The organism is Streptomyces sp. Edi2 (assembly GCF_040253635.1).
Classification (GTDB): domain Bacteria; phylum Actinomycetota; class Actinomycetes; order Streptomycetales; family Streptomycetaceae; genus Streptomyces.
On the sequence record NZ_JBEJGX010000003.1, the window covers coordinates 2,909,624 to 2,925,228 of the forward strand.

At 72.3% G+C, this 15,605-nt stretch carries 10 protein-coding genes; 1 reads left to right on the forward strand and 9 read right to left on the reverse strand.

The genetic code is table 11. The annotated features are described in order from the left end of the window. Positions 1-113: 113 nt before the first annotated feature. From ABR737_RS16315 to ABR737_RS16340, 6 genes are all read right to left on the reverse strand, one after another. Positions 114-4,043 carry an Rne/Rng family ribonuclease gene (locus ABR737_RS16315; protein WP_350250897.1) on the reverse strand — a complete coding sequence of 1,310 codons (3,930 nt, stop codon included), beginning with the start codon at positions 4,041-4,043 and terminating at the stop codon, positions 114-116. A gap of 220 nt (positions 4,044-4,263) precedes the next feature. Next, positions 4,264-5,064 carry a TIGR03936 family radical SAM-associated protein gene (locus ABR737_RS16320; RefSeq protein WP_350250898.1) on the reverse strand — a complete coding sequence of 267 codons (801 nt, stop codon included), beginning with the start codon at positions 5,062-5,064 and terminating at the stop codon, positions 4,264-4,266. Positions 5,065-5,112: 48 nt separating this feature from the next. Next, positions 5,113-6,261, reverse strand: coding sequence for a hypothetical protein (locus ABR737_RS16325; RefSeq protein ID WP_350250899.1), 1,149 nt, complete (start codon positions 6,259-6,261; stop codon positions 5,113-5,115). Positions 6,262-6,313: 52 nt separating this feature from the next. Beyond that, positions 6,314-6,886 carry a GNAT family N-acetyltransferase gene (locus tag ABR737_RS16330; RefSeq protein ID WP_350250900.1) on the reverse strand — a complete coding sequence of 191 codons (573 nt, stop codon included), beginning with the start codon at positions 6,884-6,886 and terminating at the stop codon, positions 6,314-6,316. Positions 6,887-6,964: 78 nt separating this feature from the next. Further along, on the reverse strand, positions 6,965-8,890 hold the full coding sequence (locus tag ABR737_RS16335; protein WP_350250901.1) for a TIGR03960 family B12-binding radical SAM protein: 1,926 nt from the start codon (positions 8,888-8,890) through the stop codon (positions 6,965-6,967). 206 nt (positions 8,891-9,096) lie between these two features. Beyond that, entirely contained in the window at positions 9,097-10,719 is a 1,623-nt protein-coding gene (locus tag ABR737_RS16340; protein ID WP_350250902.1) for a CYTH and CHAD domain-containing protein, read from the reverse strand. A gap of 217 nt (positions 10,720-10,936) precedes the next feature. Here ABR737_RS16340 and ABR737_RS16345 point away from each other — a divergent pair, with 217 nt between their 5' ends. After that, complete coding sequence (locus ABR737_RS16345; RefSeq protein WP_350250903.1) at positions 10,937-11,377, forward strand: ATP-binding protein; 441 nt, start codon at positions 10,937-10,939, stop codon at positions 11,375-11,377. 96 nt (positions 11,378-11,473) lie between these two features. On the opposite strand, the gene ABR737_RS16350 is transcribed toward ABR737_RS16345, so the two are convergent. From ABR737_RS16350 to mreD, 3 genes are read right to left on the reverse strand one after another with little or no spacing between them, the layout of a single operon-like run. Then, complete coding sequence (locus ABR737_RS16350; protein ID WP_350256804.1) at positions 11,474-12,655, reverse strand: FtsW/RodA/SpoVE family cell cycle protein; 1,182 nt, start codon at positions 12,653-12,655, stop codon at positions 11,474-11,476. Positions 12,656-12,684: 29 nt separating this feature from the next. Further along, positions 12,685-14,835 (reverse strand): penicillin-binding protein 2, encoded by a 2,151-nt coding sequence (gene mrdA / locus ABR737_RS16355; RefSeq protein WP_350250904.1) that lies wholly within the window; start codon positions 14,833-14,835, stop codon positions 12,685-12,687. A gap of 48 nt (positions 14,836-14,883) precedes the next feature. Next, positions 14,884-15,603 carry a rod shape-determining protein MreD gene (gene mreD, locus ABR737_RS16360; protein ID WP_350250905.1) on the reverse strand — a complete coding sequence of 240 codons (720 nt, stop codon included), beginning with the start codon at positions 15,601-15,603 and terminating at the stop codon, positions 14,884-14,886. Positions 15,604-15,605: the final 2 nt, after the last annotated feature.

Genomic DNA, 15,605 nt, shown 5'->3' on the forward strand with positions numbered 1-15,605 from the left:
TCAGGGGTTCGGTGTCACAGACACCGACGGTCAAGATTACGGGGCCTTGACCAGGGGGTCAAACCGGCCCCGGACCACTGACGGTCCGGGGCACGGCTCTGCTGCGAAGCGGCTTACGCCACGCCCTCCGCCTGCGCCGCCGAGGGCTGCTCGGCGGCAGCGGTCTTCTTGGCCGCCGCCTTCTTGGTCGTGGCCTTCTTGGCGGTGGTCTTCTTCGCCGCGGCCTTCTTGGCGGTGGTGGCGGTGGTCTTCTTCGCCGCCGTCTTCTTGGCCGTGGTCTTCTTCGCCGCGGCCTTCTTGGTGGTGGCCTTCTTGGCCGCGGTCTTCTTCGCGGTCTTCTTGGCCGCCGGCTCCGCCTCCGGCGCGGCGCCCTCGGCGGGCTCCGCGGCCTCGGCCGGCTCCGGCTCGCCGGCCGGCTCGGCCGACGGGGCCGGCTCGGCGGGCACCACGATCTCGGTGGCCTCCGCGGCGGCCTTGGGGGCGCCCGCGGGAGCGGACACCTTCCGGGTCGCCCGGCGGCGCGGACGGGCCGGTGCGGGCTCCGCGGCCGGCGCCTCGGCGACCGGCTCAGGGGCCTTCTCCGGCTCCGGGGCCTGCTCCGGCTCGGCGGGCACCACGATCGCGGTGGCCTCCGCGGCGGCCTTGGGGGCGCCCGCGGGAGCGGACACCTTCCGGCTCGCCCGGCGGCGGCCACGGCCGCGTCCGGCGGCCGCCTCGGCCTCGGCCGGGCTGCCGAACCATTCGTCGGTCCCCTCCACCGCGGGCTGCAGCTCGGCCTCCGTCACCGGGGCGGGCTCCAGCTCGGGCTCGCCGCCGTCCGGCGTCGGCTCGGCGGCCTCGGCCTCGTGGACGTGCGGCTCGGGCTGGCCGCCCTTGCCCTTCTTCTTGCGCTTGCCACCGCCGCCGGCCACCGCCGGCTGGTCCATGTGGACGATGACGCCGCGGCCGTTGCAGTGCACACACGACTCGGAGAAGGACTCCAGCAGGCCCTGGCCGACCCGCTTACGGGTCATCTGGACCAGGCCGAGCGAGGTGACCTCGGCGACCTGGTGCTTCGTCCGGTCCCGGCCCAGGCACTCCAGCATCCGCCGCAGCACCAGGTCCCGGTTGGACTCCAGCACCATGTCGATGAAGTCGATGACGACGATGCCGCCGAGGTCGCGCAGCCGCAGCTGACGCACGATCTCCTCGGCCGCCTCCAGGTTGTTCCTGGTGACGGTCTCCTCGAGATTGCCGCCCTGACCGGTGAACTTCCCGGTGTTGACGTCGATCACGATCATCGCTTCGGTCTTGTCGATCACCAGCGAACCACCGCTGGGCAGCCAGACCTTGCGGTCCAGCGCCTTCATCAGCTGCTCGTCGATGCGGTACGTCGCGAAGACGTCGACGTCCGAAGTCCACTTCTGCAGCCGGTCGGTGAGGTCCGGGGCGACGTGCGCGACATAGCCGTGGATGGTCTGCCACGCGTCGTCACCGCTGACGATGACCTTGGAGAAGTCCTCGTTGAAGATGTCGCGGACCACCCGGACGGTCATGTCCGGCTCGCCGTAGAGGAGCGACGGGGAGCTCGTGGAAGCGGCCTTCGCCTTCTTCTGGATCTCTTCCCACTGCGCCTGCAGCCGCTGGACGTCGCGCGCCAGCTCGTCCTCGCTCGCGCCCTCGGCGGCGGTGCGGACGATGACGCCCGCGTCCTCGGGGACGATCTTCTTGAGGATCTGCTTCAGCCGCGCCCGCTCGGTGTCGGGGAGCTTGCGGCTGATACCGGTCATCGAGCCCTCGGGCACGTAGACCAGGTAGCGGCCCGGGAGCGAGACCTGGCTGGTGAGCCGGGCGCCCTTGTGGCCGATCGGGTCCTTGGTGACCTGCACCAGCACGGACTGGCCGGACTTCAGCGCGGTCTCGATGCGGCGCGGGCCGTTGGCCATGCCCAGCGCCTCGAAGTTGACCTCACCGGCGTACAGCACGGCGTTGCGGCCCTTGCCGATGTCGACGAAGGCAGCCTCCATCGACGGCAGGACGTTCTGCACCTTGCCGAGGTAGACGTTGCCGACGTACGAGGTCGCCTGCTCCTTGTTGACGAAGTGCTCGACGAGCACGTTGTCCTCGAGGACGCCGATCTGGGTGCGCTCGCCGCTCTGGCGGACGACCATCACCCGCTCGACGGCCTCGCGGCGGGCCAGGAACTCCGCCTCGGTGATGATCGGCACCCGGCGGCGGCCCTGCTCGCGGCCCTCACGGCGGCGCTGCTTCTTGGCCTCCAGGCGCGTCGATCCCTTGATCGACTGCACCTCGTCGGCGCTGGTGCTCTCGTCCTTCTTGCGGGGCTCGCGGACCTTGACGACCGTGCGCTCCGGGTCGTCGGGGCCGCCGGTCCCGTCCTCACCGGCGTCACCGGTGCGACGGCGGCGGCGACGGCGACGGCGGCTGCTGCTGGAGCCGCCACCGGGCTGCTCCTCGGCTTCCTCCTCCGCCTCGGGCTGCTCGTCGGCCTCCTCGGGCTCGGCCCGGTCGCTCTCGCGCTCCTCGGCGCCGCGGCCCTCGGCGGGCTGCTCCTCGGCACCCTCGGCGGACTCACCGCGACGGCGGCGACGGCCACCACGGCGGCGGCGGCGCGAGGGGCGGCCGTCGGCCTCGTCCTCGCCGTGGCCGCTCTCGGCCTCCTCGGGCTCCGGTTCGGCCGCTGCTTCGGCTTCTTCGGCCGCCGGCTCCTCGGCGGGGGCGGCGGACACCTGCTCGGGCTCGGCCGGGGCGCCACGGCGGCGACGGCGGCGCGCACCGGCGGCGGGCTGCTCCTCCACGGCCGGCTCGGCCGCGGGCTCCTCCTGGCGGGCCGCGGCAGCGGCGGCGGCCGCGGTCTCCGGCGTCTGGAACATCGGCTCGGTGAAGACCGGCGCCTGGAAGACGGCCGTCGGCGGCCGCTGCGCCCGGCGGCGGCCGCGCTGCGGCGCCTCCTGCGCGGGCTCCTCCTCGGCGCGGGGCGCCTCGGCGGCGGGCTCGGCGGCACGCTCACCACGGCGGCGTGCGCGGCGGCGGGGGGCCTCGGCGGTCTCGGCCTGAGCGGTTTCGGTCTTGGCGGTCTCGACCTCGGTGGTCTCGGCCTCGGTGGCTTCAGCCTGTGCGGGTTCGGCCTGGGCGGCCGCGGCCTGCTCGGCTTCCGCTTCCGCGGGCTGTCCGGCGGCCTGCGGGGCACCGGCGGGGGCGGTGGCCTTACGGGTGGCGCGGCGGCGGGAACGGGCCGGCTTGGCGTCCTCGGCGGCGGCCGGGGCCTCCTCGGCGGTCTCGGTCCGGGCGGCCGGCGCAGCGGTCCCGGTCCCGGCGGCGGGCGCGGCGCTCTCGGCGGCGGCCTCGTCGGCGTCGCCCACCTGCGGGGCACCGGCCGGAGCGGTGACCTTGCGGGTCGCCCGGCGGCGGGTACGGCGCGGTGCGGCGTCCTCGGTCTCCTCGGCGGCGGCCGGGGCAGCCGGGGCGGGCTGCGCGGCGGGGGCCGGCTCTTCGGCGGCGGCCGGAGTGGCGGGCGCGGGCTCTTCGGCGGCCGGCGCCTGGCCGGCCTCGTGCTGCGGGGCTCCGGCCGGGGCGGTCACCTTGCGGGTCGCCCGGCGGCGGCCGCGGCGCGGCGCGGCGTCCTCGGTCTGCGGGGCCTCGGCAGGTGCCTCGGCGGGCGACCCGGCGGCGGCCGCAGGCGTCTCGGCGGCGGGTTCGGCGGGGGCCCCGTCCGGCTCGCCACCGGCCGGCTGCGGGGCTCCGGCGGGGGCGGTGGCCTTACGGGTGGCGCGGCGGCGGGAACGGGCCGGCTTGGCCTCGTCCCCGGTGGTCACCGCGGAGGCGGCGGCCTCGTCGTCGAGGGCCGCGGCCTCGGGAGCGGCGGTGGCCTCGGTGCTGACCACCTCGGCTCCGGCGGCGCCATCGGCCACCGGAGGACCGGCCGGCCGGGAGGCCGCACGGCGCCGGCGGCGCGGCGGCAGCGTGTCGCTGGGTGAGTGGTTGTCGTCGGCACCACGGTCCTGGGACTGCGTGGCGCGGGTGGGCTCAATGGGCTCGAGCATGCGGGCGGTTCTCCCGTCACGCTCCCGGGCGCCGCGCCTGATTCCGGCCGCGGTCCGCGTGATGAGCGCGGTCCCGCTGTCCGGGGCGTGGGCGCCGCACGGGAGCTGTCGTCTCGCTCGCCGGTCCCCGTAGGGCAGGGACCGGCGAAAGTCTCCTGGTCAGTGCGCCTGCCGGACCGGGGTGGCTCCCTGGCTGATCGGCGACGCGACGACGGCGGTCCTACGCAGTACCGTCCCCGGCTGCCGGGGATGCCCCGCTCGTCACCTTCGCGGCACTCAGCCCGGCGGCCGTGGATGGGGCGGCCGTGGCAGCGTCGCGGTCGGGCGCAAGCGGGTCGGTCACCGCGCCGGTCTCCTCATCGAGCAGCCCCTGCGCCAGCCTGGTCACCGCTGCGGGGACCGGCGGCGCCAGGTCGGCCGTAGCTCGGAGGCCGGACAGGACGTCGTCGGGTCGAACGGCAGGTGTCAGATGCCGAACAACCAGCCGCAGTATCGCACAGGCTTTGCCGTCAGGCCTATCGCCGGCGTGACCGGCGGCCTCCAGACGCGTCACCGCGGCCCGCGCGTCAAAGGTCCGCATGCCGTTTTTCGTCCGCCGCTCGACCAGCACCTCGTCCGCGGCGAGGAACGCCCCGACCGCGCGCTCGGCCTCCTGCGCCTCGACCCCGTCGAGCCGGAGCTCCCACACCGAGGCCTGCAGCCGGTCGGCCAGGCCGCTGGTGCGGGCCTCGACCGCGTCGGTCACATCGAGCCCGTCCGGCAGGGACGCGTCGAGCAGGGTGCGCAGCGCGTCCGGATCGCGGTGCTCGGTGAGCTGGATCTCCAGATATTCGGCCTCGCTGCCCGTACCGGTGGGGGCGGCATTGGCGTACGACACCTTGGGGTGCGGGGTGAAGCCCGCCGAATAGGCCATGGGGACCTCGGCGCGGCGCAGCGCCCGCTCGAAAGCGCGCTGGAAGTCGCGGTGGCTGGTGAACCGGAGGCGGCCGCGCTTGGTGTAGCGCAGTCGGATGCGCTGCACCGCCGGTGCGGGCGGCGGGCCTTCGGGCTGTCGCTTGCCCAGTGTCGTTCAGTCCTTCGTGAGTGCGGTCGTACTGCTACCTAGAGTACGTGTGCCGGGGGCTCCCGGTTCCCGCCGGGGCTCGGCAGCGGCAGCCGGCTGAGGCTCCGCGGGGGCGCCGAACAGTGCCCGCCGGATCTCCCTGCGGGTCTGCCGCACGGTCGCGCGGGCGGTGCGCAGCGCCTGGCGGACCGGCCGCCAGATGCCGTCCCTGATGCCGTGCCCGAGCGGGGTGAGCACGGTGCGGTACACCCACCGCACCGGTTCGACGAGGACCCACCGCAGGACGGCGGCGAGGAAGCGGCCGACGGCCCGGGAGACGATCCCGGCGGCCCGCCAGCAGTGCCCGAACGCCGACCCGACCTCACGCACCACCACCGTCACCACGGCGGCCAGCAGCCGCCCGGCGGGTACCAGCACATACCGCCACAGGGTGACCAGCGGAACGACCACGAGCCACCGCACGAGGGTGGCGAGCGCGGTGCCGAGGCCGCGCACCAGCCAGGCGAGGCCCCGTCCGGCCGGTGTCAGCACCTGGGCGTACAGCCACCGGGCGGGGACCACGACGAGCCAACGGACCAGCCACGCCAGGACCGCGCCGATCCCCCGGCCGACGGGCGTCAGCACATACCGCCACAGGGTCGCCCACGGCCACACGAACAACGCACGGCCCAGCCACAGCAGGGCCGCGCCCAGTCCGCGCAGCAGCCAGGCAATGCCGTGCCCCACCGGCGTCAGCACGTGGGCGTACAGCCACTGCACGGGGAGCACGAGCAGATGCCGCACCAGCCACGCCACCGCCCTGCCGGTCCCCCGGCCGGCCGGGGCGAGGACGGCGCGCCACAGCCACCCGAGCGGGGCGACGACCAGCGTGCGCCAGGCCCACCCGAGCGGGAACACGACGAGGGTGCGCCAGGCCCATGCCACAGGGACGACCACGAGGGTGCGCCACAGCCGGGCGAGGCCGCGGCCGAGGGGGCGCAGCACGCTCCGGTCGACGGCCCGTCCAGCGGCGGTCAGCGCATCCCACACCAGGCGCACCGGCACCACGAGCACCAGCACCACGATCCGTACCGGAATACGGACCACTTGGGTCACACAGCCCTCGCCCGGCTCATAACGGGCCGGCACCCGCCGGTCGTTGTCCGTGGGCTCCATCCGGCCCCTCCCCCTTGTTCTTCCGTCGCCGCGCCGCGTGTCCCGCGGCCCCTCAGGGGTGCCGGTGCGGCTGCTGTCCGCCGGCGGGTGCGGCCGCGTGGATCCAGTAGCGCAGCTTTTCGCCCCGCTGGTCCTCGAAGATCCCGCCGCAGGCCTCGATGACCTTACGCGAGCCGCTATTGGTGTGGTCGCAGGTGACCAGCACCCGGTCAATGCCCAGCTCGTGATGAGCGATCGGCAGTGCGGCGCGCAGCATCGCGGTGGCGTGGCCGCGGCGGCGGGCACCGGGGCGTACGGCATAGCCGATGTGGCCGCCGTAGTGGAGGAGTTCGTCGGTGAGGCGGTGGCGGAAGGTGACCCGTCCCAGGTAGCTGCCGTCCGCCACCCACCACCGGGTGGTCTTGGGGACCACACCGTCGGCGCGTTCCTCGCCCGGCGCGCCGCCGATCGCGTCGACGTACTCGGCGAACCCCTCCGCGGTCGGCCAGCGGGTAGCCCAAGTCCGCAGCTCGCGGGCGAGGTTGGAGTGCGGTACGTGCTCGGCGCCGTCGGCGCGGAACTCCTCCATCGCGGCGAGGAACGAGGCATGGACGCGAACAGTGGGGGCGATGAGCTGCGGCGGCATCACGTCATTGTGCGGGAGCACGCCACGGCCCGGCCACCGCGGGACGCGGGACCGGGCCGAAGCCCCCTACGGGAGCCGCTACTTGACGACGGTCAGCGGCAGCAGCTTCTTGCCGGTGGGGCCGATCTGGATGTCGAGGTCGAGCTGCGGGCAGACGCCGCAGTCGAAGCACGGGGTCCAGCGGCAGTCCTCGACCTCGGTCTCGTCGAGGGCGTCCTGCCAGTCCTCCCAGAGCCAGTCCTTGTCCAGACCGGAGTCCAGGTGGTCCCAGGGCAGGACCTCCTCGTACTCCCGCTCACGGGTGGTGTACCAGGCGACGTCCACGCCGAAGTCGGGCAGCGTCTCCTCGGCGGCCTTCATCCAGCGGTCGTAGGAGAAGTGCTCGCGCCAGCCGTCGAAGCGGCCGCCGCCCTCGTAGACGGCGCGGATGACCGAGCCGACGCGGCGGTCGCCGCGCGAGAGCAGGCCCTCGACGATGCCGGGCTTGCCGTCGTGGTAGCGGAAGCCGATGGAGCGGCCGTACTTCTTGTCGCCGCGGATCTTGTCCCGGAGCTTTTCGAGACGGGCGTCCGTCTCCTCCGCCGACAGCTGCGGCGCCCACTGGAACGGCGTGTGCGGCTTGGGGACGAAACCGCCGATGGAGACCGTGCAGCGGATGTCGTTCTGCCCGGAGACCTTGCGGCCCTCGGCGATGACCTTGACCGCCATGTCGCCGATCTGGAGCACGTCCTCATCGGTCTCGGTCGGCAGACCGCACATGAAGTACAGCTTCACCTGCCGCCAGCCGTTGCCGTAGGCCGTGGAGACGGTCCTGATCAGGTCCTCTTCGGAGACCATCTTGTTGATGACCTTGCGCATCCGCTCGGAGCCGCCCTCGGGCGCGAAGGTCAGACCGGAGCGACGGCCGTTGCGCGTCAGCTCATTGGCAAGATCGACGTTGAAGGCGTCGACGCGGGTCGACGGCAGCGACAGACCGATCTTGTCTTCCTCGTACCGGTCGGCGAGCCCCTTGGCGATGTCGCCGATCTCGGTGTGGTCCGCGGAGGACAGCGACAGCAGGCCGACCTCCTCGAATCCCGTGGCCTTCAGGCCCTTGTCCACCATGTCGCCGATGCCGGTGATGCTTCGCTCCCGTACGGGGCGCGTGATCATGCCGGCCTGGCAGAAACGGCAGCCGCGGGTGCAGCCACGGAAGATCTCGACCGACATCCGCTCGTGGACGGTCTCGGCCAGGGGGACGAGCGGCTGCTTGGGGTAGGGCCACTCGTCCAGATCCATGACGGTGTGCTTGGACACCCGCCACGGTACGCCGGAGCGGTTCGGCACGACGCGGGAGATCCGCCCGTCGGCCAGGTATTCGACGTCGTAGAACTTGGGGACGTAGACGCTGCCGGTCTTCGCCAGGCGGAACAGCAGCTCGTCGCGGCCGCCGGGCCGGTCCTCGGCCTTCCAGGCGCGGATGATCTCGGTGATCTCCAGCACCGCCTGCTCGCCGTCGCCCACGACCGCGCAGTCCAGGAAGTCCGCGATCGGCTCGGGGTTGAAGGCCGCATGGCCGCCCGCCAGGACGATCGGGTGGTCCTCCGTGCGGTCCTTGGACTCCATCGGGATACCGGCGAGATCCAGGGCGGTGAGGAGGTTGGTGTAGCCCAACTCGGTCGAGAAGGAGACACCGAGCACGTCGAAGGCGCCGACGGGGCGGTGCGCGTCGACTGTGAACTGCGGGACGCCGTGCTCACGCATCAGCGCTTCGAGGTCCGGCCACACGCTGTACGTGCGCTCGGCCAGCACGCCCTCGCGTTCGTTGAGGACCTCATAGAGGATCATGACGCCCTGGTTGGGCAGACCGACCTCGTAGGCGTCCGGGTACATGAGCGACCACCGCACATCACAGGAGTCCCAGTCCTTGACGGTGGAGTTCAGCTCACCGCCGACGTACTGAATGGGCTTCTGCACATGCGGGAGCAGGGCCTCGAGCTGCGGGAAGACCGACTCGGCAGACATCTCGAACCTTCGTGAGCTGGCGGGGGGGCGACTCTCAAGCGTAACTGCTCGAAGCCACCCCCTCGCACGGTGATCCGGCAGCCCCGGTGCACCCCTGCGGAGCAGGCGTGCACCGGGCCGGCTCGGAGCCGTCGTGCGGTGAGGCGGCCGGCCGCCGTGCGACGGGGTCCCGCCACCGTGCGGTGAAGCGGCCCGCCGCCGTGCGCTCACGGCCGGAGCGCGGCCCGGTGCTTGCGCCGTGAGGCCTTCTTCCACCGGCGCGGCAGCTCCCGTTCCCGGTCCGCCGCCCGGGCCTCCTCGCGCCCGTAGAGCAGACCGAAGGTGAAGCCGCCCTCGCCGGCCTTCTGCGCCTGGGTGGCCAGCTCACGCAGCGCGCCGCGCGCCACCACGCTGTCCTGGTGATCACCCAGCAGCTGCTGCACCCGCTTGATCCGCCTGGCGAACTTCTTCGCCGGCCGGCCGAGCGCCGGACGGGCGGCCTCCGCCGCGTACCGCGTCCGCTTGGCGGCCTTGCGGGCGCCGTGCAGCGCCTCGTCCCGCGCCTGCCCGGCCGGGGCCGCCAGCGCGGCCTCCATCCGGCGGGCCAGCCGCCGGTAGTCCTTCCGTACGGCCCCGGCCGCCACCTCGGACGCCGGACTGTCCGCGGCCGGGCGCAGCGGCGGCGCCTCCAGGAGGGTGTGCAGGGTCTTCAGCAGCTCCAGATAGCGGGGTCCGTCCAATACGGAGAGCACTTCCCTGCGCGCGCCGGTGCGGCGTCGCTCGGACCAGATGCGCAGCCGGGCGGCCACCGGGCCGAGCCGCAGCGTCCTGGGCACCTCGGCCAGCGCCTGCTGCAGCCGCGCGGTCAGCACCTCCCGGTCCCGGTCCACCCCCAGCTCGGCCGCCAGCCACTGGAGCTCCAGGCCGATGGGCCGGGTGGCGGCGCGGTCGAGCACCTTGGTGTACGAGCGGAAGGCGCTGCGCAGCCGGCGGGTGGCGACCCTCATCCGGTGTACCGAGTCGGGCAGATCGCGGCGTACGGCGGGATCCAACTCGATGATCACCCGTACCTGCTCGCGGACGTACCGGAGCACCACGTCTCCGGCAGTGGGTTCTTTCTTCTTCCCGGCCTTCTTGTTGCCGGCCTTCTTGTTCCCGGCCATGACCTTGCCTCCGCGCTTGCCGGACCCTCGGGGCCGGGACGCGCCGGGGCGCGCGGGACGCTCGCGCTCCAGGCCCGTCTCGGCGAGTGCCCGCGCCAGCTTCGACTCCGATGAGGCGGGGCGCGCCCCGGCCGCGACCAGCGCCCGGCCGACCTCGTCCAGCACCGCGCTGTCGCCGCTTCCGACCAGTTCCACCTCGATCTCGCGCCACCGGGCCCCGGCCGTGCCCGCTTTGCCCTTGGCGGCCTTCCCCGCCCGCTGGGCGTGCACCTCGTCCACCGCCAGCTCCGCGAGCGGTGCGCCCGCGGCATCCCGCAGGACCCGGACCGTGCGCCGTGTCCGCAGCCGGACGAGGGGGACCAGTTCCCCCTCCAGCACCCGGGACCGGACGAGCGCGGTCAGCTCCGGCGGCGGTGTATCGGACAGCGGCGCCCGTACTTCGTCCCGGATGCCCGGCGCGACCGGGAGCTTCAGGTGCCAGCCCGCGTCTCTGCCGCCGGTGCGCCGGCGCAGCGTGATGGCGTCGGCGGCGAGGCGCTGGTCGGACGTGTCGTAGTAGCAGGCGTCCAGCTCCTCGACGCCCTCTTCTGTCACGGTGGCGACCCGGCCGGTGCCGGCCAGGTCGGGCAGCTGCGCGCCGCCGTCGATCTCGTACTTCCGTTCGACTTCCCGCACGGTGTCCGCCATGCATCGAGGCTAGCCATCCGCCCCGGCCGAGGCCACCCATCGGGAACGGGGAGCCGCCCCGTCACGGGATCCGCCGCAGCGGAATCCACGGCAGCGGGTAGCGCCGACCACACCACCTGCGTTACTCTGTGTGACGAATCGAGTACGCAGAGTGCGAATCCGCATCTAGCGTGCCATCCGATCGCCGCTCACTCGCCCCCAGGGGAGGGAGACATCCGTGCACCCCTCAACCGCGCCCGTCACCCGGACACGCGTCCGCGTCCCGGCAGGCGCCCGCCCGTACATCCTCACCGCACCCAGCACCCCCACCGCCCCCAAGGCCGCCCGCGATTTCGTCCGCGCCGTACTGCGCCGCACCCCGCTCTCCCCGCTCCTCGACACCGCCGTGCTGCTCACCTCGGAGGCGGTGACCCGCGCTCATCTGCACACACCGCGGACGGCGGACATCCTGCTGCGGATGCTCACCACCGGGCACGGTGTGCGGATCAGCGTGCACGGCCGGGCGCAGGCCCGGATTCCGCGGCCGTCGCACCGCGGGCAGCCCGACGATTACGGGCTCCTGCTGACCGGCCGCCTCGCCGACGACTGGGGCACGACGCCGCCCGAGGACCTGCCACGGCCCACCTCGCTGTGGTTCGAGCTGCACCTCAGGCAGTGAGGTGCGCCACGATCAGCGGGGTGCCCCGGCAGTGCGGTGCGCCTCCAGCAGCGGTGCACCCCGGCAGTGCGCTCTGCCTCGGGCGGTGAGGCGGCGTCAGCGCGAGGCCGACAGGGGGCGCTGTACGCGGATCGACTGGAGCAGCCCGATCGCGATCCAGACCGCGAACATGGAGGTGCCGCCGTAGGAGACGAACGGCAGGGGGAGGCCGGTGACGGGCATGATGCCGAGCGTCATCCCGATGTTCTCGAACGCCTGGAAGGCGAACCACGCGATGATCCCGGCGGCGACGATCGTGCCGTAGAGCTCGGTGGACTCGCGCGCGATCCGGCAGGCGCGCCACAGGACGACGCCGAGCAGCACAATGATCAGGCCCGCCCCCAGGAAACCCAGCTCCTCACCGGCAACGGTGAAGATGAAGTCCGTCTGCTGTTCGGGGACGAACTGACCGGTGGTCTGGCTGCCGTGGAAGAGCCCGGAGCCGGTCAGTCCACCGCCACCGATCGCGATCCGGGCCTGGTTGGTGTTGTAGCCGACGCCGGCCGGATCGAGGCTCGGGTTGGCGAACGCGGCGAAGCGGGCGATCTGATAGGCGTCCAGCAGACCGAGCTGCCAGATGGCGACACAGCCCACGACGCCGGTGCCGGCCAGCCCGAGGATCCAGCGGTTGGAGGCGCCGGAGGAGAGCAGTACGCCCAGGATGACCGCGCCGAGCACCATGACCGAACCGAGGTCGGGCATCAGCATGATCACGCCGACGGGGACGGCCGCCAGGCCGAGGGCCTGGACGACGGTGCGGTGGCCGGGGTGCGGGCGGTCCCCCGCATCGACCCGGGACGCCAGGATCATCGCCATGCCCAGCGTGATGGTGATCTTCGCGAACTCGGCGGGCTGGAGCGAGAAGCCGCCGGGGATCGCCAGCCAGGAACGCGAACCGTTGATGGTGGCGCCCAGTGGCGTCAGGACCAGCAGCGCCAGCACGACCGAGAGGCCGTAGAGGATCGGCACCGCGCCGCGGAGGGTGCGGTGCCCGAGCCAGATCGTGCCGGCGGCCAGCGTCAGGCCGATACCGAGGTTCAGCAGATGGTGCAGGAAGTAGTAGTACTCGTCGCCGTGGTTGAGCTCGGTGCGGTTGCGGGTGGCGGAGAAGACCAGCAGCGACCCCATCAGCGACAGCACCAGACAGGACAGCAGCAGCATCCAGTCCAGCTTGCGCAGCACCGAATCACGCGCCGTCAGCTTGCCCCAGGTGCCGAGCTCGGGGGTGTAGCGCCGGATCGAGAACGCCCGGGAGGTAGGGCTGGTCGTCACTGTGGGCTCTCCGATGCGGACGGCGACGGCGACGGCAGGACATACGGCTTGATGGGCTGCGCCTCGATGGTCCCGTCACCCTCGACCTTGGGGAGCGAGCCCTGGGGCTTCGGCAGCAGGGCGGCCTTCGGGTTGATGCCCCCCTTCTCGTCGACTCCGTACAGGGCGTTGTAGATGTTGCGTACGGCCGGACCGGAGGCACCGGAGCCGGTACCACCCTGGGCGATCGTCATGACGATCGTGTAGTCCTTGGTGTACGTCGCGAACCACGAGGTGGTCTGCTTCCCGTAGACCTCGGCGGTACCGGTCTTGGCGTGCATCGGAATCTTGTCCTGCGGCCAGCCCTGGAAGCGCCAGGCGGCGGTACCGCGGGTGGCCACACCCGCCAGCGCGGAATCGATCTGCCGGAGCGTCTTGGGGCTGTCCGGCAGCTTGCCGTGCGGCGTGGGCTTGACCTGCTGCACCTTCTTGCCGTCAGGGCTGACGATGGCCTTGCCGACGGTCGGGTTGTAGAGCGTGCCGCCGTTGGCGATCGCGCCGTAGATGGTCGCCATCTGGATCGGTGTGACGAGGGTGTCGCCCTGCCCGATGGCGTAGTTGATGGAGTCGTAGGCGTGCAGCTTCATGCCTTCGAGGCAGCCCTCACGGGCGAGCTTGGTGCCGAAGTCCTTCTTCTTGGGCCAGGCCTTGGCCTGCTTGCACCAGCCGGCCTTGTTGGCCTTCCAGAAGTCGTTCTTCCACTTGCGGTCGGGCACCCGGCCGGTGACCTCGTTGGGCAGGTCGATGCCGGTCTCCTTGCCGAGACCGAACTGGTGGGCGGTCTTGTAGAACCAGTCGTTGGGGTCCTTCTTGGGCTTGTCCCCGCCGTCCTTCTTCCACTCGTCGTGCGAGAGGCGGTAGAAGACGGTGTCGCAGGAGACCTCCAGCGCCCGGCCCAGGCTGATGTCGCCGTGGCCCTCGCCCTCGAAGTTCTTGAAGGTCTGGCCGCCGATGCTGTACGAGCTGGTGCAGGGGTAGTGGCCGTTGAAGTCATAGCCCGCGTTGATCGCGGCCGAGGTCGAGATGACCTTGAAGATCGAGCCGGGGGCCGCCTGTCCCTGGATGGCGCGGTTCAGCAGCGGGTAGTTGGAGTCCTTGCCGGTGAGGTGGGCGTAGTCCTTGCCGGAGATGCCGCCGACCCAGGCGTTGGGGTCGTAGTTGGGGTTGGAGGCCATCGCCACCACCCGGCCGGTCTTGGCCTCCATCACGACCACGGCGCCCGAGTCGGCCTTGTAGTTGGTGCCGGTGTTCTTGTCGTGCACCTTGCGGGCGTCCTTCATTGCCTGTTCGAGCTGCTGCTCCGCTATGGCCTGCACGCGGGCGTCGATGCTGGTGACGACGCTCGCGCCGCCCTGGCCCTTCTCGCTCTTGGCCTGGCCGATGACCCGGCCGAGGTTGTCGACCTCGTAGCGGGTGACGGCGGCCTTGCCCCGCAGATAGCGGTCGTACGTACGCTCCAGACCGGACCGGCCGATCTGGTCGGAGCGCAGGAACGGCGAGCTGGTGTTCTTGGCCTTGTTGATCTCCTCGTCGGTCACCGGCGAGAGGTAGCCGAGCACCTGGGCGGTGTTGGCGTTGCCGGGCTCGGCGTAGCGGCGCACAGCGGTGGGTTCGGCGCTGATGCCGGGGAACGCCTCGGACCGTTCGCGGATCTGGAGGGCCTGCTGGGTGGTGGCCTCGTCGGTGATCGGGATCGGCTGGTACGGCGAACCGTTCCAGCAGGGCTGCGGGGTCTTGGCGTCGCACAGCCGGACCTTGTTGCGGATCTCCTTCTCGGACATCCCGAGCACCTTGGCCAGCCGGCCGAGCACGGCCTTGCCGTCGTCCTTCATCTTCAGCAGCTCGGTACGGCTCGCGGAGACGACCAGACGGGTCTGGTTGTCGGCCAGCGGCACTCCGCGCGCATCGAGGATCGACCCGCGGGTGGCGGGCTCGATGACCTGCTGGACGTGGTTGTTCTTCGCCTCGGTGGCGTACTCCTGGCCGTTGCGGATCTGCAGATACCAGAGCCGGCCGCCGAGGGTGAGCAGCAGGGAGAAGACCAGGATCTGGATCGCGATGAGCCGGACGCTGACCCGGGAGGTCCGGGTTTCCGGGAGATTACTCATGGCGCGCAGCGCCTCCACGAGGGGTGGTGATCGGAAGGAGACAGGGCGTCACAGTCGCTTGACCCCCTTGATGCGGCCCACCTTGTCGCGGGCCGACTTGCCGAGCAGGCTGCCGCGCTGACTGCCGATGCCCGTGCCCGTGCGCAGGGATTTCATGGCGCCGCGGCTGGCCTTGAGTCCCGTGCCGGTGGTGAGCCAGCCGTATCCGGCATCGCGGCTGCCGGCCCCGCCGCTCTGGCTGCCGGAACTGTCGCCGGCCAGCAGATCGCCCTCGGTCTTGCGTGCCAGCGCCATCACCACGGGAACCGTGAAGGGGGCCAGCAGCAGGTCGTAGAGGGTGGCGCTGAGCAGCAGTCCGACGATGCCGACGTGGCGGGCGGCGGTGTCACCGACCAGCGAGCCGACGCCGGCGTACATCAGCGTCGAGCCGACGGCGGCGCCGAGGACGACGAGCAGCGGGAGCGTCGCCGAGCGGTGCCGGCCCGAGTCCGGCTTGGTCAGGCCCGCGGCGTAGCCGATGACGCAGAGCACCAGCGCATAGCGGCCGATGGCGTGGTCGGACGGCGGGGCGAGGTCGGCCAGCAGCCCGGCGAAGAAGCCGACCAGCGCGCCGGCGACATGGCCGTAGACCAGCGCGAGCCCGACGACGACGAGCAGCAGCAGATCCGGTACCGCCCCGGGCAGCTGGAGTCTGGCGAGAATGGTGACCTGGATGACGAGGGCGACGACCACCAGCGGGGCCGAGAGCAGGATCCGGTTGATGCGCATCG

Coding starts and splice junctions, on each gene's coding strand:
- ABR737_RS16325 (WP_350250899.1), bottom strand. CDS start 6,261: ATGGAGCCCACGGACAACGACCGGCGGGTGCCGGCCCGTTATGAGCCG.
- ABR737_RS16335 (WP_350250901.1), bottom strand. CDS start 8,890: ATGTCTGCCGAGTCGGTCTTCCCGCAGCTCGAGGCCCTGCTCCCGCAT.
- ABR737_RS16330 (WP_350250900.1), bottom strand. CDS start 6,886: ATGCCGCCGCAGCTCATCGCCCCCACTGTTCGCGTCCATGCCTCGTTC.
- mreD (WP_350250905.1), bottom strand. CDS start 15,603: ATGCGCATCAACCGGATCCTGCTCTCGGCCCCGCTGGTGGTCGTCGCC.
- ABR737_RS16315 (WP_350250897.1), bottom strand. CDS start 4,043: ATGCTCGAGCCCATTGAGCCCACCCGCGCCACGCAGTCCCAGGACCGT.
- mrdA (WP_350250904.1), bottom strand. CDS start 14,835: ATGAGTAATCTCCCGGAAACCCGGACCTCCCGGGTCAGCGTCCGGCTC.
- ABR737_RS16340 (WP_350250902.1), bottom strand. CDS start 10,719: ATGGCGGACACCGTGCGGGAAGTCGAACGGAAGTACGAGATCGACGGC.